We start from the raw sequence: 20,553 nt of genomic DNA, 5'->3' as shown, positions 1-20,553 counted from the left end.
CATGCAATCGGAAACAAATCTCGAATATAGCCTGCTGATGGGGCTCACAGGTGTCAGTGTCAGCAAGCATCTGTTGGACGAACACTTCACCCTTTTGTGGGCGAATGATTTTTATTATGATCTGATAAAGTATTCCAAAGAAGAATATGAAACTCTTTTTCACAACAGACCGGATTTATATTATAAGGAACATCAGGATCTCTGGAACGTATTAGCCGGAAAAGTTTATGAAACGATTGAAAATAAAGCGGAAGGCTATGAACTTGTCACCCGGATGCCGGTGAAGGGCGGACTGAGATGGATCAAATTGACTTCGACCTTCACCGATCAGCTTCAGGACGGTATCCCGATGTCCTATACGGTCATGACCGATGTGGAAGACATCATGCAGGCGCGGTTGGAACAAACGATTGCCTACGAGAATCTTCCCGGTTTCATAGCCAAGCATAGGATCAGAAAAGACGGTGGTTTTACGCTGATGGAAGCAAATGACAAGTATAAGCATTTTGCGGGTGTAGACGAGGGATCTTTCTCCTCCTTTACGCCTTTTTCGAGGTTGGATAGGAAAAGCCGTAAGTTGCTGAATGAGCATGTCCCGCGTATGCAGAAAGGTGAATCCGTCCACTTTGTCATCCGATCGGAAAGCTGTTGCGGGAATGATGTCTGGTTGCAATTGAACGGGGAGTGCATCGGGTGGGAAGGGGAAGAACCGGTGTATCTGATCGTGTATATCGATATCACGGATATCACCGAACAGCGTGAGCTGCAGAAAAAGCTGGAAGAGCAGTCGATGCAATTGAAAGAGGCGCTTATTGCGGCAGAAAAAGCCAATCAGGCTAAATCCGATTTCCTGGCGCGTATGAGCCATGATATCCGTACTCCGATGAATGCGATAGTGGGGATGACGGCAATATCCGCTGCTCATATCGATGATAAGGAGCGGGTTTTAGATTGTCTGAATAAGATCACGGGCGCTTCCAAACTGCTGCTTAGCCTGATCAACGAGGTGCTGGATATGTCTAAGATCGAAAGTGGAAGGTTAAATCTGTCTGCCGATGAGTTAAACATCGGGGAACTGCTGCAAGATCTGATTGTCATGATGCAACCGGAAATTAAAAGCAAGCGGCATAAACTGGATATTCATGTGATGGGAATACAACATGAGAATGTAATCGGTGACACGCAGCGGATTAAGCAGGTACTGATGAATATCCTCTCCAATGCTGTTAAGTACACTCCGGATGGAGGAAGGATCCTGATAAGCATCGACGAGCATCCTTCGCAAGATGGAACGGGGAACTATGAGTTTGTGTTTGAAGACAACGGGAGAGGGATGGAACCCGAATTCCTCGAAAAGATCTTCCAACCGTTTGAACGGGCCAATGACCGGTTGATCAAAGGCATACAAGGAACAGGACTTGGGATGTCTATCAGCCATAAGATCATACAATTGATGGGTGGGGAGATCCGGGTCGAAAGCGAATATGGAAAAGGTTCCCGTTTCACGGTCAAGATGCCTTTACGACTTCAGGAACAGGTTGCAGCCGAGACAATAAAGATTCGGGGATTGTCCGTTCTCGTGGTGGATGATGACCGGATCGCTTGCGAGAGCACTTGCAATTGTTTGGAGGAAATCGGTATAGATAGCGAATGGGTTTGTTCCGGCCGGGAGGCGATCGCTATGGCTGAGAAGCGGCAAAAGATGAACGACGAATACTTTATCGTTATCATGGACCTGAAGATGCCGGACATGAATGGCATTGAAGCCACTCGCCTGCTTAGAAGAGCGATAGGCCCGGACGTACCGATCATCATTTTGTCTGCTTATGACATAGAAGAATATGAGGCTGATGCCAGGGAAGCGGGAGCCGACGGTTTCATCTCCAAACCGCTGTTCAAATCAAAATTGCTTCAGGTGCTGAATAAGTTTACGAGGAATGAGGAGATGAAATCCGTGGCAAGCCCCAGGAAACTGTCTGTTGCCGACTACACCGGCAAACGGATCCTGCTGGTGGAAGACAACGAATTGAACCGGGAGATCGCAGTCGAAATAATCGGAAGCACAGGTGTCACAATCGATACGGCGGTAAACGGGCTTGAAGCCGTAAACAGCGTATCCCGATCGGCAGAAGGCTACTATCAAATGATTCTGATGGATATCCAGATGCCGGTCATGGATGGCTACGAGTCGACTCGCCGTATCCGGACGCTTGCCCGCTCGGATGTCGCTAACATGCCTATTGTTGCCATGACGGCGAATGCCTTCTCCGAAGATGTGGTGAACGCCATCGAAGCAGGGATGAATTACCATCTGGCTAAACCGATCGATATCGCAACTCTGATGAAGGTGCTGGATAAATACTTATGAACCTTCTTGGGGCTGAGGACCTTTTTATTCTCTTCATTGACCGGGTTCTTTTCCACCGACAAGCGTGGTTTTATGTCCTCGTACGTGTTCGTTGTGGTAAACAAACTGTATTTTATGTCCTCGTACGCGTTCGTTGTGGCAAACAGCGTGTGTTTAATGCCTTCGAACGTGTTCAGAGTGGCAAACAGCGTGTGTTTAATGCCTTCGAACGTGTTCGGAGTGACAAACAGCGTGTGTTTAATGCCTTCGAACGTGTTCGGAGTGACAAACGACGTGTGTTTTATGCCTCTGAACGTGTTCGGAGAGGCAAACGGCGTGTGTTTTATGCCTCTGAACGTGTTCGGCGTGGCAACCGGCATGCGGTTCATGCTCCGAACCCCGGTTCGAGGTTAACCCCGCTCGATTGTCCGAACTTTTTCTATCTCATCGAGGTAGCTGCAGGCCGCCTCCACCGTCGGTACGTTCTTGATCACGATACTGCGTTTTCCGTTTTGTTCGCGAAGCGTGCATTCACGCGGATGCTTCTGGATGAAGCCGAGCAGTTTGTCGAAAGCTTCGCTCTCATAATAGGGACTTTCGGGATTGGTGACGAGGAAGATGCTCATCTGCCCTTTTTTCAGAATGATTTTTTCCATGCCTAACGCTTTTGCCATGCGGCGGAGGCGAACGACACGGATCAGCTCTTTCCCTTCTCTCGGCACTTTCCCGAAACGGTCTTTCAGACGCTCGGTGAAAGCAAGGATATCACGTTCTTCTTCCATCTTGTCCAATTCGCGATAGAGGGAGACGCGCTCGGAATCGTTCGGGATATAGGTCGGCGGGAACATCAGTTCCAAATCGCTTTCAATATAGGTCTCGCGGACATATTCGCTACCGGTGTCGGGCCGCTTTTCGGTGGCATCGGAATACAGGTCGGCAAATTCTTCCGCTTTCAGTTCGTCAACGGCTTCTTCCAGGATCTTCTGGTACGTCTCGTAGCCCAGATCGGCGATGAAACCGCTTTGTTCGGCTCCTAACATATTGCCGGCTCCCCGGATGTCGAGGTCCTGCATGGCGATATGAATGCCGCTTCCCAATTCCGAGAAGTTCTCGATCGCCTGCAAACGGCGGCGGGCTTCCTGCGTCAGGCTTGACAGGGGCGGAGAGAGGAGGTAGCAGAAGGCTTTCCGGTTGCTTCGCCCGACACGGCCGCGTAATTGATGCAGGTCGCTGAGTCCGAACTGTTGCGCGTTATTGATGATGATCGTATTGGCATTCGGCACGTCGATGCCGCTCTCCACGATGCTCGTGGCGATCAGCACGTCGTATTCGTAATTCACGAAATCCAGAATGATCTTTTCCAGCTTGTCCGGCTCCATCTGCCCGTGCCCGACGGCGATGCGGGCATCCGGCACTTCGCGTTTGACAAGCGCCTCCATTTCATAGATATTCTGGATGCGGTTGTTGATGAAGAAAACCTGCCCGTTACGGCTCATCTCGAAGTTGATGGCTTCGCGGATGATGTCCGGGTTAAAACGTTCCACCTCCGTCTGGACCGGGTAGCGGTTGGGCGGGGGGGTCGTGATGCTCGACAGGTCACGGGCTCCCATCAGCGAGAATTGCAGGGTACGGGGAATCGGCGTGGCGGTCATGGTGAGCGTATCGACGTTGGCTTTCAGCTGGCGCAGTTTCTCTTTGACGGACACGCCGAACTTCTGCTCCTCGTCGATGATCAGCAGGCCGAGGTCTTTGAATGTGACGTCTTTGCCGACGATGCGATGGGTACCGATGATGATGTTGACCTCTCCCTCCTTCAGGCCTTTCAAGGTTTCCCTTATCTCTTTCGCCGTACGTGCCCGGCTGATATATTCGATCCGGCAGGGAAAATCTTTCAACCGTTCGGAGAAGGTCTGGTAATGCTGGAACGCCAGCACCGTAGTGGGGACCAGCACGGCCACTTGCTTGTTGTCCGAAACGGCTTTGAAAGCGGCGCGGATGGCTACCTCCGTTTTCCCGAAGCCCACGTCTCCGCAGATCAGGCGGTCCATCGGGCGGTCGTTCTCCATGTCGGTTTTGACATCGGCTGTCGCTTTCATCTGGTCCGGGGTGTCTTCGTAGATGAAGCTGGCTTCCAGTTCGTGTTGCATGAAGCTGTCCGGGCTGTAGGCGAACCCTTTCTCCTGTTTCCGTTTGGAGTAGAGGAGGATCAGGTCGCGGGCGATGTCCTTTACTTTCGACTTGGTGCGTTCCTTCATCTTCTCCCAGGCTCCCGTTCCGAGCTTGCTCAGCTTGGGCGGTTCCCCGCTGTCCTTGCCTTTATACTTGGACAGCTTATGGAGGGAGTGGATGCTGACGAATATGATGTCGTTGTTCTGATAGATCAGCTTGATGGCTTCCTGCATCTTGCCGTTCACTTCGGTGCGGACCAATCCGCCGAACTGTCCGACGCCATGGTCGATATGTACGATGTAATCGCCGGTCGTGAATTGGTTCAACTCTTTCAACGACAGGGAAAGCTTCCCGCTTCTTGCCTTGTCGCTTTTCAGGTTGAATTTATGGAAGCGGTCGAACAACTGGTGATCCGTGAAAAGGCAGACGCGCAAAGTCTCGTCGGCGAAGCCTTCATGGATGGTCTTGTTGACAGAGGTAAAGGGGAGATCGTCTCCCCGGTCCTCGAAGATGGCCCGGATGCGGGCGGCTTGCTTTTCTACGTCACTCAGTATATATAGTGTATAGCCGTCTTCTAAATATTTGTGGAAAGATTCGCTTACCAAGTCGAAGTTTTTGTGATAGATCGGTTGTGCCTCCATTGAGAAAGCCAGGGTGGCATCGGCTACTCCCGTTGGCCGCGTACCGAAATGGAGCCGGCGGAAACCGAGCGCCGCACGCAGGAAATCTTCTCCGGTAATCAACTTGGCCCGTAGTTGTTCGATGTCGGCAAACGATTCTTCGTCCCCGATGATCGGCTCTTCATTCCAGATACTGCCGATACGCTCTTTTACCCATGCCAGGTCTTTGCCGGCGAGCAGTGTCTCGGACGGCAATGAATCCAGCAGGGACGAGTTGGTCCGGTTCCCTTTTGTCATTTCGGGCACGATATGGATACTGTCCAGTTTTTCTTTGGATAGCTGCGTCTCCACATCGAACGAACGGATCGTCTCTACCTCGTTTCCGAAGAAGTCGATACGGTAGGGAAATTCATACGAGAACGAGAACACGTCCAAGATACTGCCGCGCATCGCGTATTGCCCCGGTTCATAAACGTAATCTACCTGCTCGAAGCCGTATTCGTCCAGTACGTCGGAAACAAACATATTGTCCAACTTCTCGCCGACACTGATCTTCAGCGTGTTTTCTTTCAAGACCTCCCGTGAAATCACTTTCTCCGCCAATGCTTCCGGATAGGTGACAATGACGAAGGGGACAGTCGGATCCTGCAATGTGCTGAGAACTTCCGTCCGCAGGATCTCGTTGGCCGGGTCCACATGCCCGTACTTGATGGCACGCCGGTAGGCAGAGGGGAAGAAATAGATTCCGTCGCCTCCGGTGAGCTGCACCAGATCATGATAAAAGTAGCCGGCTTCCTCCAGGTCGTTCAACACGCACACATAGCTCCCCCTTCTTTTTGAAAAAAGAGAAGCTATTGTCATTGCGGCCCCTGAACCGTTCAGTCCTTTCAGAAATATATTGCGGGACGTTTCGCTTTTTAACAGGGTATTCAATGCCGCCACCTGCGGATGAGCGGCATATTGTTTTAGTAAATCTTGTACCTCCAATGTGATATGTTCTTTTCGCAAAGGTAGAGTTTTTGTTTAAAATAGTAGATATGTGCAGTCTTAAATCGATTAAAATATGCACTTCACCCAAGATACTGTGTCGGCACTTCGCACTCCGCCTGCAACGGATTGACGTGGCGAAATGAAAAAATATCAGAGGTCGGTGAACAATATAAAAAACAAGACTGTTTATCTGGGTATATCAAGTAATGTAAATTCGAATAATCTAAAAAAACATGAAAAGTATGATATCGTACACAGACGCTGAAAACGGAAAGGTTGCTTTGATACAGGAGATATTGGGTGTTAAAGACATACAGGATATTGATTTGCTCTACGAATTGCATCAGGAGTTTATGGAGGCGCAAAAGAAGGCGGGAAATAGTGAAGAGCAGAATGAACTTTCATGATGCCTCAAAAAACAAGAAAAGAGAATGCTAATTGATAACATTCTCTTTTTTTTGTGACCGCGACAGGATTCAAACCTGTAACCGGCTGATCCGTAGTCAGCTACTCTATTCAGTTGAGCTACGCGGCCAATCTTTATATTTTCGTTTAAACTTCATCTGAATGGTGACCGCGACAGGATTCAAACCTGTAACCGGCTGATCCGTAGTCAGCTACTCTATTCAGTTGAGCTACGCGGCCAATCTTCATTTTTGTTTAAACTTCATCTTGAAATGGTGACCGCGACAGGATTCAAACCTGTAACCGGCTGATCCGTAGTCAGCTACTCTATTCAGTTGAGCTACGCGGCCATTATTTCGTGATTGCGAGTGCAAAGGTAGCACTTTCTTTTATATTTGCAAGCCTTTTTGATATCTTTTTTTTAACTAATCAAGCATCTTCGGGTTAAATATCAGATAACCAATATTCAAGCCGAAATTGAAATTTTTCGCCGGATAACTGTATCCGTTTGCGTACAGGCTGATGCTGGCGAAAGGCAATTGCAAAACAAGGGCTGCTTCTCCCATATACTTAAAAGAATGAAGGAATTTCCCGTAATAGGGGATGGCCGTGTATGTGCTGTTGTTCCATACTTCTTCTTTCTTTATCTCGTATAACGGCGCGAAACCGTACATGTCGAGGCGGAAGTGCAGCAGTTTGCTGAATTTCCAGATCGGCGATAATCCGAATGCCACGTACTGGTTGGCACGGAACGCTTCGTTGAAGACAATCCGGCTATGCGGCGTCGGCGTGAAGGCGGGCGCTTGCAAAACGGAAGCCGTGTAGTTGTTCATCAGATTCTTGCTGGAGAGCACGAGCTCACTCATAAAGCCGAGGTTGAAATGCGGGCTGATCGTCTTGTACTGTTCCCATTCGCCTTTCATTTGCAGCCAGCTATGGACTTTCCGGTCGAATGAGCCCATATCCGTAATGGGGGACGGCATATACTTTTCTGTGCCGGTTACATATTGCGCCACTAAGAATTGTTTTCGCCCGGAGATCGGATATTGTTTGTAGTCCAACGAGTTACGTTCGATGCTGAGAGAGCCGGCAAACAGATCATACCAGCTGTGATCGGTGGTCGCGTTTGGAAATGTCATGTTGGAAGTCTGAAAATAGTAATCGTTCAGCCGACCGTATGCAAAACCGATCTCCGCTTTGGCACGGTTCAGGAACGGGAATCCTAACTTGACCTTCGTGTACAATTCTTTCTGGTGGATGAAAGCCGGCAACACGTCTTCGTAGAACAAAGACTGGCTTTCGGAGTATTTCTTGTCCGAGAATACGCCTTGCCAGTTCAGGTAGGTCGGTATTCTCGTCTGTAAATAGATACGGCCGTTCAGCATCACGCCGCTGAAAGAATTGCCGACCTGGAAATTGGCGTTCACATCGGCTGCATACCGTCTCAAATACTGGTATCCCAGTCCGAGGAACAGCTGGTTGGCCTGATAGGAGGAGATGTTGCCTCCGAATCCGACTGTGATCTCTTCCTTCATCTTGACATCGAGATACAGGTCGAACTTCTTTTCCTTCCGGTTATAAACGGCGTGGGGCAATATCTCTTTGATCTTTGAATAGGTCAGCATCTTGAAATAGGCCCGCTTGAATTCTTCCATCGAGAACTCATGGTTGATGTCGCGATGTAGTTGGGATTCAATGTACTTCTTCTGCGATTCATTCACCCCCGTCACATATATATTCTGGAAAATCAGCGGAGGGAGGCCTTGCTTATAAGCCTCGCGGCGTTTGTTGACTTCGTTTAGTTCCACACGCCGGGGGACACGCGCTTTGATGGAGTCGATCATCGCCATCGTCCGCTTGTAGCCGATATCCATCAAATCCCGCGCTTTTTGGAAATCGAGCAGGGAGACGGTAGGGAAGCTGAATTTGATCATCATCCCTTCGTCTTCCGGAACGTCGTATTCCGTCTTCTGCATGATCATCGTTTCAAGCTGGTTATAAGGATTGGACGAAGGTTTGTTGTCGCCGCCTGCCACTGTCGAACCGAAGATGAAGTCCGGGTGGAAAGCCTCCTTCATCGGGCCGACCGGGAAGTTGTCGTAGATGCCGCCGTCGAAAATGGGGACGCTGTCTTTCCAGATCGGCTGGAAAAAGAAAGGGAATGTCATCGATGCACGGACGGCGTCTCCGAGGTCTCCATTCTTGAAGATAATGGCTTTTTTGCTGTAAATATCCGAGGCCACGCAACGGAACGGGACGAAAAGATTGTCGAAATTCCAGCCGGCTTTTGCCGTAGCCTGCGAGAACAGGGCCATAAACGCCTGGTTCATCTGGATCGGGTTGATCAGGCTTTGCGGGAAGAAACTGGCTTTTACTTGCAACGAGTCGGTCATGTCGATGGAGAAATGTCCGAATTCAGGTGTCGGGTCGGGGCGTTTGAAATAGTATTTGTATTCGTTTTCCACCGTACCGGTCTGCCAGTAGCTGAACTCCTCGGAGAGCATCAGGTCTACCATTTCTTCGGGGGTATATCCCATCGCATAGAGGCTGCCGACGATCGCACCGGCAGATGTCCCCGTTATGTAATCAATTGGTATTCCGTTTTCTTCCAGTGCTTTGATCACTCCGATATGGGCGGCTCCTTTCGCACCGCCGCCGCTCAGAACCAATCCCACTTTCTGGGCATATCCTATTTGTAAGGCCGCAAACAACAGGGCTGTCAGTACAGCTATTCTTTTCATACTTGTATCTTCTCTGCTTAATGAATTCAAATGTAGTCGTTATTTCTCAGACTACAAGAGTTTGAGATATATAAAATACAACATAAAATGGGTCCGTTTTGTTAATCATGCGGATAAACTTGATTCCGGTTGCCGGCCGGAATAAAAAAGGGTGTCCGACTTCCCCTTCCCATATCAAGTGCGGAAATGGGGATTTTGACACCCTTTTGTTATTATATTCCGGCTTCGGTTTAACCGATCATCTGAACGCTGCGTTTGATGAACCGGCTCAATGCCTCGCCTTTCAACATGCCGTTTGCCAACAAGGCAAGGTCGATCAACTGGCTGACCAGTTTATTTTCGCCGGCATATTCGGACAGGATGCTGTTGCGTTGTTCTACCAGTTCGTCGATCTTTTTGTTCGTATTCGTCATGTCTTCCTTTTCTTCGGAAGTGATTTCTTCTTCTTTCTTTTTGCTTTGAGCCTCACGCAGGTCGGACTGACGTGTCTTCCAGCCTTTCAGGTCGGAAAGAATCGGGTTCAGTTTTTCGGCACAGGCCGCTTCTTCTTCGGTCAGGATTTTCTTAACCAGTTCATGGTCTGTGTTCACTACCAAGTTGTAGTTGTCCGGCAATTCGCCATAGAACGACATGCCGGGTTGCATGGCTGACATTTCACGCATACGGCGCATATACTCGCTTTGCGTCAGCATGACCGGGTTGGAACTTTCGCCCAACGCTTCGAATGTGACAATAAAGTCCGTCTTCTCGATCTTCGGCAGCTGGCTCTTGAACATCTCTTGCAGGGCGTTCTTTTCGTCCTCGTTCAGCGTTACCTTGTTGACATCGTCCTTGCGGATCAGATTGTCGATCGTGTCACTGTCCACACGGACGAAGCGTGTCTTTTCGAACTTCTGTTCCATCTGGCTGATGGCATGGACATCCAGCTGACCGTCCATGATCAGCACGCTGTAGGCTTTGTCTTTTGCAGCCTGGATATAGCTGTACTGGTCATTGGCATTCGTTGTGTACAGGTAGATCAGGTTGCCTTCCTTGTCTGTCTGGTTGGCTTCCGTCAGCGCTTTGTACTCTTCGAATGTATAGTATTTGCCGTCTACATCCTTCAAGAGGGCGAATTTGGCTGCGCGATCGTAGAATTTTTCTTCGCTCAACATTCCGTACTGGATGAAGAGTTTCAGGCTGTCCCACTTTTCTTCGAATTGCGGACGGTCGTTCTTGAACATTTCTTCCAGGCGATCTGCCACCTTTTTCATTATGTGGTTGGAGATCTTTTTCACGTTCTGATCGCTCTGCAGGTAAGAACGGGACACGTTCAGCGGGATATCCGGAGAATCGAGCACGCCGTGCAGCAATGTCAGGAATTCAGGGACGATGCCTTCAACCGAATCGGTGACGAACACTTGATTGCTGTATAACTGGATTTTGTTGCGATGCAGGTCGATGTTGCTCTTGATGCGCGGGAAATACAGGATACCGGTCAGGTGGAACGGATAATCCACGTTCAAGTGAATCCAGAACAAAGGTTCATCGGACATCGGATACAGGTCCTGATAGAATTTCTTATAGTCTTCATCCGTCATATCCGTCGGCTTGCGAACCCATGCCGGCTGGATATCGTTGATGATATTGTCTTCGTCGGTATCGACATATTTGCCGTCTTTCCATTCCTGCTTCTTTCCGAATGCGATGGGAACCGGCAGGTAACGGCAGTATTTGGTCAAGAGGCTGTTGATCTTGTCTTTGTTCAGGAAATCTTTGTTCTCGTCGTCGATATACAGGATGATATCCGTTCCGCGATCTTCTTTTTCCGTCTCTTCCAATGTATATTCGGGTGTGCCGTCGCAACTCCATTTCATAGGAACGGCTCCTTCTTTATACGATTTGGTGACGATCTCCACTTTCTTGGCAACCATGAAAGAAGAATAGAAACCAAGTCCGAAGTGGCCGATGATGGCGGCTGCGTCGTTCTTGTATTTTTCAACGAACTCTTCAGCGCCGGAGAAGGCGATCTGGTTGATATATTTGTCGATCTCTTCGGCAGTCATACCGATACCGCGGTCGGAGATTTTGATCGTATCGCTATCGAAGCTGACATGTACAGTCAAATCTCCCAGTTCTCCTTTGAACTCGCCGACAGAAGCCAGTGTCTTCAACTTCTGCGTTGCATCAACTGCGTTAGATACCAGTTCACGAAGAAAAATTTCGTGATCACTATACAAAAACTTTTTGATGATGGGGAAGATGTTCTCACTCGTAACACCGATGTTTCCTTGTTTTGCCATAATCCGATATAAAATATTTTGATGTTATACTTATTGTTACCTATAACTATAATTGTTCACGCAATGTTTAGTTACAAAAACAATGCCAAACGAACAAAATGACATTTTGACTGACAAGTTATCAGGGGTGGAGGGGAAAAGGGAAGGCATGTATATAAAAAATTAAAGGCTGTCTCACGACAACCCCTAACCAACTTTGTTAACCTTAAATCTAATACTATTATGAAAAAACCACATTGCAAATGTACGGATACTCCTGTCATTGTCAATAGATAAAGTATTAAATTTTGTTCTTCCGATTTTAATAAAATCTAATATCTTCAAATATCTTGCTTTTTATATGTTATCAGGCTTACGAGAACCATCGCAAGGGTGGATAAAGGCAATGCGAACAGGATCGGATCGATGGCGAACCAGGGATAAACGTCGATCAGGACATCACGCCCAAACAGCATATTGCATAAACCGACCGCCCCGGCTTCCGCCTTGTGGAGGAACAACATGGCGAACAAACTTGCCAGCGCCCCCGTCCATAAACTTGCCAGCGCTCCTTCCTTGGTCGCTTTCTTCCAGAAAAGGGAACAGAAGTAGGCCGGGAGGAAAGTGGCGGCGCAAATCCCCATGAACAGGGCCGTTCCGCGTGCTATGACTCCTGCGCTCAGCGTATAGCAGATTATGTAGCTGACAAGGATGGAGCAAAGCACTCCGATACGTACGCCTATCGTCGAGTTGGCATTCTTCCGATGTCCCAGCTTGGGGAATATGTCTGCCCCGAAAGAGGCCCCCATCGTGTGGAACTGGGCGCTGAGCGTGGACATACTTGCCGACAGGATGCAGAGCATGAAAACGGCGCTGAACCATTCCGGCATTGCCCGGTCGATGAACAGCGGGATGATTTTATCCATATCCTTGATGGCTTCCGATGCAACCACGCCTTCCGTTTTCAGGAAAAAGAGGTTCGATAAGGCTCCGACATGATAAATGGCTCCGACGGTCACGATCAGGAAAACACAGCCGATCAGAACGCCCCGGTTCAATTGCTTGGTACTTTCCACCATCATGAAACGTACGACCAACTGCGGTTGGGCGAGGCAGCCGATGCCGACTCCCAAGATCAGCGAGGTTACGAGGGTGTACCATTGCGGAGACCCGGTCACCGGCATGGCTGTCCATCCCTGGTGTCCTACCTCCTTGAACCGTTCAGGGACAAGCGGGGCGATTTCCGTCAGTTTCCGGTTGGCTTCGATAAAGCCCATATCCATCACCCGATAGAACCAGAATAGCAGGAACAGCATGCAGGCGAACATGATGACGGCTTGCAAAGCATCCGTATATAACACGCCTTTAATACCTCCCGTGATGACATAGGCCGCTACTATAAGCGTGAAAATAAGCAGTGCCAGATGCAGGTCTATATGGAACATCTGTTCGATGAACACTGCACCTCCTTTCATCACGACTGCTGCATACAGCGGCATGCCGATAAAGATGATGGCGGCAATGAATATCTGTATGGCACGCGAATTGTAGTGCAATCCCAATAATTGCGGGAATGTGCGGGCATTGTACTTTTCGCCTAACTTACGGGTGTTCCGCCCGAATATGATAAAAGCGATGACGACGCCCATAAACATATTCAATAAGCAAAGCCATTGGATTCCCATACCGAACGTGGCCGCAACCCCTCCGAAACCGACAATGGCCGATGCGGAGATAAAGGTCGCCCCGTAGGAAAGGGCCATGATGATGGGATTCACTTTCCGTCCCCCCAGCAGATAGTCGCTGGCATTTTTCGTCTGTTTGTATCCGATGTATCCCAGCCAGGCCAGGATGAACATATAGATGATTACTACGATACCTAAAGTCAGTGTGTTCATTTTTCCGGCTGTTGTGGGTTAGTACTATCCTCGTCGCCTTTATTCCAATGGGTTACACCGAACCAAATGGAATAGAACAGGCAGACGAGGGCTAACAGGTAGGCCAGCCATATGCCGGGATCGCTTATTCCGAACATGTATTGTTGCTTTTTATAATTTGATCAAATCACTTTCATTAATATATTCCAGATTCTGACGACGGATCACTTCGCGGGCGGCTTCCCGGTTGTTCGTCCGTAAGATCAGGATCGATTTCTCATTGGCTGAGAAGCAATACATATATTCGATACTGACGCCGGCTTTCGTGAAACAGGACAATGTCTGGGCAAAACTGCCTGCACAGGAGTTTGTGACGATTGCCAGCACATCGGTCAGGTTCGCGCTGACATTGTTGCTCTTCAGGATTTTATAAGCCTTTTGCGGATCGCTGACTATAATGCGCAGGATTCCGTATTCGGACGTGTCTGCTACCGTTGCGGCAATAATCCGTATCTTCTCTTCGGCCAGTAAAGCGAGGATTTCGCTTAACTTACCGTATTTGTTTTCCAGAAAAATGGAGATCTGATTGACTGTCATGTTGATTTATGATTTTATTAGATGTATGATGTATGAGTTCAGCAAAGTTTACGCAAGTCTTTTACCCGGACGGCTTTTCCTTCCTGTACCGGCAGGGACCCTTTGGCCACCAGTTTGAGATGGGGAGTCAGAAGCAGCTCGTCTTTCAACTGGCGGGTGATTTCCTTTGTCAGACGTTGCAAAACGCTGTAATCGTCGGTAAACAGGTCGCTCAATTCCACTTCGATCAGCATCTCGTCATTGTTTCCTACCGTTTCGATTGTAATCAGATAATTGCTGCCCAGTTCTTTAAACTGCATCAGTATCTTTTCGATCTGGATAGGGAAGAGGTTGACCCCTTTCAATATGATCATATCGTCGCTGCGGCCTTTGAAACGTGCCAGGCGTTTGTGCGTCCGTCCGCAGGGGCATTCGCCCGGAAGGACACAGGTCAGGTCGCGGGTACGGTAGCGGAGCAAAGGCATAGCCTCGCGATTGATGGTCGTCAGGACCATTTCGCCGACTTCACCTTCTTTTACCGGTTGCAGTGTGACCGGATCGATAATTTCTACGATTACATTATCTTCCCAGATATGGAGTCCGTTCTGTTCCGTACATTCGAATGCGACGCCGGGACCGTTCATCTCCGACATCCCGAAACAGTTGTATGCTTTTACGCCTAACAACTGCTCGATCCGGCGGCGTTGTTCTTCCGAGTGGGGCTCGGCGCCGATACAAACGGTGTGCAGTTTGGTGTCGCGTCGGGGATCGAGGCCCATTTCATACATCACTTCCGCCAGGCGGGTAGCGTAGCTGGGAATGATGTGGAGGCAGGTCGTCCCGAAATCCGTGATGAACTTGATCTGCCGTTTGGTATTTCCCGCTGCTGCCGGTACGGTCAGGCAGCCTAATTTTTCAGCTCCGTATTGAAACCCTAATCCGCCGGTGAACATTCCGTAGCCGGAAGTGTTCTGGAATACGTCCGTGTCGCGAATGCCTACCATATACATACAGCGTGCCACCTGATTGGCCCATTGGTCCAGGTCTTTGGCCGAATGCAACACGACTGTCGGGTTCCCGGTCGTGCCACTCGACGAGTGGATGCGGACGCAGTCCTTGATAGGAATAGCCGCCATGCCGTACGGATAATTGTTGCGAAGGTCGTCTTTCGTCGTGAAAGGGATCTTCTGCAAATCGTCCAGTGATTGGATACTGTCGGCTGTTATGCCGTTTTCTTTGAATACTTTGTTGTAGAAAGGAGAATTTCCGGCCGCTTCAATTGTCTTTTTCAATCGCTCCAACTGCAGTTTCTCCAAGTCTTCGCGATTCATGGTTTCAATATCTTTCTGCCAATATTCCATCGTTTTTTGCATTATAATGTGTTTGATTCATGTTATTAGGATGCAAATATATTGTTAATTTCGGAGAAAATCCATATTATTGGGATAATAGTTGAAGGAAGTTTGAAATATGAAACGTAAGCTTAACAAAAGCGACATCAAAATTTGTCAAACTTACGTTTCTACAAAAAGCTCTCTTGTTAATTGTCAAATCTCTTCACCATTGTCTGATGCCAATGTTGTGCATTTACGACTCCGCAAACCAATATCATCGTGATAAACAGTATTCCTGTTTTCTATTTTCTCGTTGTACACATAGTTATTGTTATTTCGTTATACATTCATGTTCCACGAACCTTTTTATGAACTCATTCGTATGGGCGTTCTATATAAAAGACCTTGCAAAGGAATAAAAGTAAAATGGAATAAATGATTTTTTTCAATTCACTCTATGAAAATTATCATCACATGAAGTTTTTCTTTTTGACATATTATTTTTTTAGAATGTCAGGCTACTTTCACTGTCTCTGAAAGAATTTCCATCCTCTACCTACAATTTTATTCCCCTATTCTCCATGATTCTCAAATTACAAACTTTCCAGCAGTTCTATCATTTTATAGATGGTAGTTGACGGATTATTATATGTCTCCAACACCTTGGCTCTTGCCGTTGCTTCTGATGTTTTTTCGGACAGTTGCTGTTTCTCATTTAATGCCAAAATTCCCTTTACATAGTGTTCAAGATGTCTTTTCAGTTTCTTGATGCAAGCGTTTTGAGTTAGTTCGGCATGACACTCCTCAAAGTGTAGCAAATACCACAACTCAATACATGGATTCGACACCAGCAATACTGCATCTGGAATACTTTGCAGGTGTTCCAGCATCCTGTCCACATCAAGGTCATACATTAGAAATGTTTTATCATTTTCGGTTACAATATATTCCCGCTTGCAATTCTCTATATACCGAACGGATATGTTTGAATCGCTCTTTCTTGGGATAATCTGAATAGGTGCACGGTATTGTGAACGGAGGTGACTGATATAAGCAACCTCAGACTCTCCTTCACAGAAAACAAAGAAGTTTGGCTTCATTGTTTTGCCTTTGGATTTTCTTATTTGTCGTCCCATATCAGTTTCTATTTTATAAAACTATCCGTCTGTTCGTCAATATACGGGATGGCATCGAAACGACCTTGCAGATATGCCTTCTCTGCATCCAGCCCGTCGCGGAAATCTTTGTAATCAAACAGCGAATACAAATCCGAGGACCCGTCATCCCGTTTGTTGACAAAATATATCTGATCCTTGCGCAACTTGTTGGTATTAAGCAGGTATGTATTGTGTGTAGTATATATCAGCTGCGCCGATTCGCTTTTATTGAACAAACCGATAATATACTCTACCAATTTTATATGCAGCTGCGTTTCGATTTCATCTATCAATAATATTTTATTATTCTTTACGATATCCAGAATTGTCAGCATCATACTGAATAAACGCTGTGTTCCATCAGACTCTTCTGCAAAAAAGTTGAAAGGAACATCTGGGTTATTCCTGTGATAGGTCGTAATGAGCAGCTGTGGTTTCTGAATATCTTCTACTGACAATATTTGATTATCTGCAGGGTCAATCACTGCAGTAGACAGGACTTTATTCTCGTGCCGGCTGTCGATTTTGACAATGTCGCTGTCGGCAATTCGCAGCACATTAAGGAACTGCTCTTTGTTCTCATTCAACAAGCGCTCGACAGAGAACGAATTATATCCGAAATAATTCAAAATAAAACGCTCATTGAAATATCGAAAAACATCTTTTGCAACATCACGATCCATCTGGCTGGCACGCGATACGAAAAGCGTTTTCTTGGACGTATTGGCAGCAACATCCAAAGGGCGGCGAATCACTGAACGGAATTCATAGATATCCTTTTTGGCGGGTCCCTTTGTCTCATCACGAGAAAATACCAGCGAACGCCGGCCATTCGGATAATAGTACAGTGCCTCTTTCAGTATCTCAACTTTATTGAGTTCAAAAGAATATTCATATTCGATACCGTCAAGAAGGAATCGAATGAAGAATGTACTTGGCTTCCAAATACCCCCGAATTTGAACGGAGTAAAGGCAAATATCGTATTCTCGTTGTAATTGTGAGATGAGAATATCATTCCCACGCAAGCGCGAATAGCCTTGATAACACTGCTCTTTCCGGAGGCATTTGCACCATAAATGGCAACAGTTTTAAGCAACCGCTCACCACCGCATACAAATGTATTATCTTCAAGTTCCTTTGCCTTTTTAGTCTGGATGCTTGCTGCCTGCATATCCAGCACCACCTCATCTTTAATTGAGAAGAAGTTGCTCAAACGAATTTCAAGTACCATTTTATTCTCAAAATTTGTAATTCATTTGCAAATATAACAAATTAAATGACAAAATCATAATTTGGACAACTTTTTTATGGATTAAAGGTAGCCTGCATAAAGTATTGTTATATAGGGATCGTTCGACAACCCAAAGAATGATGTTTCTATATCTGTGTGTCTATTCACTGCTTGCAACTCATAAACCTTTGAATTGGCTGACGCAATTTGACACACTTACAGTAGTTTATTATCTGCCATTTGCATGGTCGATACACGCTTGTCCGCTATACAGCCCGATAGCCTTTGGGGTAGCTAATACCCTGACTGTCATTTGTCATAGAGAGTAATGTCCATACAAGCAGCAGGCTGAAACATGAAAGATTGTCCGAAACGATACAAAATAGTATGCCAAATAGAAACACTTTAAATGCGACCAAGTGCAATGGATGAAACTAAGTGAAATGTGAAAAGCGGAGATTCGCCTAAAATATTGATTTTGTTCCTGTTTTCGTACTCGGTTTGTTCTTCACTTTTGTAGCTTTTGCCGAATCTTAAAACAAATTGTTAAAAAGTACAATATCCCCTATTGGGACATCTTTCTAATTTGAATGAAATTTTGAATGATTTATGTATGACGTTTTTATTTTCTTTATAGAAATTCGTTGGCAATTAGTAGAATAAGATCGGCAAGAAATTGAAAAACAAAAAATATTTGTTACAGAAAAGCAAGGACTGCTAACATTGTGAAAAAGCTAAACTTCCGGAGAATCGTCTGTAGCAAACAAAAGGTGGGCATGAGCCTGAATATCCAAAAAGCGATGTACCGCTTTTTTTGCCACGAAGACCGTCTTCATGCCTATGACGACCGTTCTTATCGCCGTGACGACCGTCTTCGTGGTACATGGTCTCGGCATCTCACGGCAACGACGACCGTCTTCAAGGTGAAAAACTGCGCAACTCATGGCAAAAAATCCTTTCTGTTGCAGAAAAAACCGGAAATGATGGCTATTCCTAAATAATATGTTTCGTTGTTAAAGAAACGATAATATACAATAAGGCCATCCGGATTAGTCACGAAGATAGCCACTCTGACAGTTTTGGACAGAGGGTATCACTCCTGTACTTTCGCTCCCCGCATACGGAAAATAACGGGAAGGGAGAAACCGGTTCGTACCGCTTTTTTGTCAATAGTTCCCGGATGCCATTTCGGGAAAGAACTGATGACACGAATCGCCTCCTTGTCCAAAGAAGGGTAGAGGCTGTCTCTTTCTTGAATATGGATATCGGATAAGCGGCCGTCTTTTTCAACCACGAACCGACAAATCACTTTTCCTTGTTTCTCGATCTTCCACGCATCTTTTGGATATCGGATGTTGTCGGATATGAATTTCATGATTGCTTCTACATCTTTAGCGTAATTTTCCTCCGATCCTCCGTATAGATAATAAGGCATGTGATCCACGCGAAGATACACTTTGTCATCTCCTTCCGTATCGCCTTTTTGAGCAAACAAATTCAGAAGGGTAACGAAAGAAAAGATAAACAGGCCGAATGAAATTTGCCAACACGACTTTCTTGCTTTTTTTGTTTCCATGCGATTTCTATTTTTTATTGTTTTTTCTTTCTGCAAAGGATGATCAGTTCATTGGTTCCGTAATTGAAATATTCGAACTGTTTGGCAAGTGCCGGAGACAACGATGGGTAAAGTCCCTTTTTCACGTCTTCGGACAATTCCGTCCACTCACACGTCCATATATAATAATCCTGTGTGATGAAACGGGGCCAGATCGATGATCCGCCCAAGAGATCATCTTTCAGCATCTTTCCGTGATTGCCTTTTACGGTGAACTCGGTTTTCGTGGTTTTGTCATATACAAGGTAACGCTTGTCATCGTCATCAAAATCATGTTTCCCCCTTCGTTTGGCCAGAAAAAACACATAACGGTCATCTTCCGCCACTGATACAATACCCCAGTAATTCCCCCCATACCGATCGTTGTCTTCCGCGGAATACCAATACTCATATTCCAAAGGCAATTTGTATTTTCCCATGTCGAATGCCATATAAGGCGTTTTTTTCACTCCATCCAGACGAAATACGGTATCGTTCGATATTCTGTTTTTCAGATAAAGATTGCCATTGTAATGATAAAATTCCTTCTCCCAACGGGAATGGGAGAAATACACACCGTCAGTGTTTTTTATTTTTATCCCATAATTGGGATTCAGGTACACCGATAAGGTGTCATTGTGGCGATTAAAAGCATGTGCCAGATACTTTTCTTGATGGATACCCAAAGCTGTTGTCCAAAACACCGTGTCGGAAACTGCGATGTTGTAAAAGAATTCATCCTCAATCTTAATGCTGCGCAGATAATTGCCATTCAGGTCATAAAACAAAATCTGATGCCAATCGGCAATAAGGACCTCTTTATGAATCGGGTCATAGTCGAACCCGTGAAGTGATATATATTCTCCCGGTCCTTGTCCCTTTTTGCCGATCTGCATGATCCATTCCCCATCTAAAGTAAACTTGCTGATTCCCGATATCGAGCGTACAAGCCAGCAATCTTCTGCCTGGACGACATCCCAAATACGACTGATTATCAAATCTTCAGGTGTTTTCAACTCTAAGTATTCCACTGTATCTGCAACTTCGGATATATTCATTCCTTGCTCTTTGCTGAAGCCGGATTCTATATCGACCGTAAACAGACGATCCGTTTTTTGTGTTTTTTCAGAACAAGAAAAAAGAGCCAGACACAAACAAATTGATAAAAGACAGTTCATAGAAGTCGCGCACATCTCATAAAGGTATTATTCTTCAAATATACGTTTTTTTCTTTATTACCCATAAATATC

The 20,553-nt window shown here is 46.5% G+C and carries 15 protein-coding genes and 3 tRNA genes; 3 read left to right on the top strand and 15 right to left on the bottom strand.

Annotated features, from left to right (window positions below; translation table 11 throughout):
- Position 1 precedes the first annotated feature (1 nt).
- Positions 2-2,368: a response regulator gene (locus ACW6QF_RS09730; protein ID WP_456087658.1), complete on the top strand. Its 2,367-nt coding sequence runs from the start codon at positions 2-4 to the stop codon at positions 2,366-2,368.
- On the opposite strand, the gene ACW6QF_RS09725 is transcribed toward ACW6QF_RS09730, so the two are convergent.
- Positions 2,305-2,727 (bottom strand): hypothetical protein, encoded by a 423-nt coding sequence (locus tag ACW6QF_RS09725; protein WP_456087657.1) that lies wholly within the window; start codon positions 2,725-2,727, stop codon positions 2,305-2,307. The genes ACW6QF_RS09730 and ACW6QF_RS09725 overlap by 64 nt on opposite strands.
- 30 nt (positions 2,728-2,757) lie before the next feature.
- Positions 2,758-6,123 carry a transcription-repair coupling factor gene (mfd, locus tag ACW6QF_RS09720; RefSeq protein WP_456087685.1) on the bottom strand — a complete coding sequence of 1,122 codons (3,366 nt, stop codon included), beginning with the start codon at positions 6,121-6,123 and terminating at the stop codon, positions 2,758-2,760.
- Positions 6,124-6,368: 245 nt separating this feature from the next.
- On the opposite strand from mfd, the gene ACW6QF_RS09715 reads away from it, so the two are divergent.
- Positions 6,369-6,533, top strand: coding sequence for a hypothetical protein (locus ACW6QF_RS09715; RefSeq protein WP_308573023.1), 165 nt, complete (start codon positions 6,369-6,371; stop codon positions 6,531-6,533).
- Positions 6,534-6,587: 54 nt separating this feature from the next.
- Here the strand turns inward: ACW6QF_RS09715 and ACW6QF_RS09710 are convergent.
- The 11 genes from ACW6QF_RS09710 to ACW6QF_RS09660 all read right to left on the bottom strand — a co-directional run bounded on the left by ACW6QF_RS09710 (position 6,588) and on the right by ACW6QF_RS09660 (position 17,709).
- A tRNA-Arg gene (locus ACW6QF_RS09710) sits at positions 6,588-6,661 on the bottom strand.
- A 33-nt stretch (positions 6,662-6,694) separates the two neighbouring features.
- A tRNA-Arg gene (locus ACW6QF_RS09705) sits at positions 6,695-6,771 on the bottom strand.
- 33 nt (positions 6,772-6,804) lie between these two features.
- Positions 6,805-6,881: transfer RNA gene (locus tag ACW6QF_RS09700), tRNA-Arg, on the bottom strand.
- Positions 6,882-6,956: 75 nt separating this feature from the next.
- A complete protein-coding gene (locus ACW6QF_RS09695) occupies positions 6,957-9,272 on the bottom strand; it encodes a patatin-like phospholipase family protein (protein ID WP_456087656.1) in 2,316 nt (771 codons plus the stop codon).
- Positions 9,273-9,502: 230 nt separating this feature from the next.
- Positions 9,503-11,554 carry a molecular chaperone HtpG gene (gene htpG / locus ACW6QF_RS09690; RefSeq protein ID WP_298553348.1) on the bottom strand — a complete coding sequence of 684 codons (2,052 nt, stop codon included), beginning with the start codon at positions 11,552-11,554 and terminating at the stop codon, positions 9,503-9,505.
- Positions 11,555-11,874: 320 nt separating this feature from the next.
- A complete protein-coding gene (locus ACW6QF_RS09685) occupies positions 11,875-13,431 on the bottom strand; it encodes a sodium:solute symporter family protein (RefSeq protein WP_456087655.1) in 1,557 nt (518 codons plus the stop codon).
- On the bottom strand, positions 13,428-13,568 hold the full coding sequence (locus ACW6QF_RS09680) for a symporter small accessory protein (protein WP_298553352.1): 141 nt from the start codon (positions 13,566-13,568) through the stop codon (positions 13,428-13,430). Before ACW6QF_RS09680 ends, ACW6QF_RS09685 begins: the two co-directional genes overlap by 4 nt.
- A gap of 13 nt (positions 13,569-13,581) precedes the next feature.
- Positions 13,582-14,007 (bottom strand): acetolactate synthase, encoded by a 426-nt coding sequence (locus tag ACW6QF_RS09675; RefSeq protein ID WP_298553354.1) that lies wholly within the window; start codon positions 14,005-14,007, stop codon positions 13,582-13,584.
- A 38-nt stretch (positions 14,008-14,045) separates the two neighbouring features.
- Positions 14,046-15,347, bottom strand: a complete 1,302-nt coding sequence (locus tag ACW6QF_RS09670) for a phenylacetate--CoA ligase family protein (protein WP_298553364.1) — start codon at positions 15,345-15,347, stop codon at positions 14,046-14,048.
- 566 nt (positions 15,348-15,913) lie between these two features.
- The gene (locus ACW6QF_RS09665; RefSeq protein ID WP_308573024.1) at positions 15,914-16,456 is read right to left on the bottom strand and encodes an RloB family protein; all 543 of its coding nucleotides are present in this window, start codon (positions 16,454-16,456) and stop codon (positions 15,914-15,916) included.
- Between the two features lie 8 nt (positions 16,457-16,464).
- Positions 16,465-17,709: an AAA family ATPase gene (locus tag ACW6QF_RS09660; RefSeq protein WP_456087654.1), complete on the bottom strand. Its 1,245-nt coding sequence runs from the start codon at positions 17,707-17,709 to the stop codon at positions 16,465-16,467.
- Between the two features lie 725 nt (positions 17,710-18,434).
- On the opposite strand from ACW6QF_RS09660, the gene ACW6QF_RS09655 reads away from it, so the two are divergent.
- On the top strand, positions 18,435-18,710 hold the full coding sequence (locus ACW6QF_RS09655) for a hypothetical protein (protein ID WP_456087653.1): 276 nt from the start codon (positions 18,435-18,437) through the stop codon (positions 18,708-18,710).
- Positions 18,711-18,802: 92 nt separating this feature from the next.
- Here the strand turns inward: ACW6QF_RS09655 and ACW6QF_RS09650 are convergent, their stop codons facing one another.
- On the bottom strand, positions 18,803-19,285 hold the full coding sequence (locus ACW6QF_RS09650) for an energy transducer TonB (protein WP_456087652.1): 483 nt from the start codon (positions 19,283-19,285) through the stop codon (positions 18,803-18,805).
- A gap of 14 nt (positions 19,286-19,299) precedes the next feature.
- Complete coding sequence (locus ACW6QF_RS09645) at positions 19,300-20,481, bottom strand: 6-bladed beta-propeller (protein WP_456087651.1); 1,182 nt, start codon at positions 20,479-20,481, stop codon at positions 19,300-19,302.
- Positions 20,482-20,553: the final 72 nt, after the last annotated feature.

The sequence above is a fragment of the Parabacteroides sp. genome, from assembly GCF_977054455.1.
Note: the sequence above shows the minus strand (reverse complement) of the source record. Positions and strands in the feature narration are given on the sequence as shown.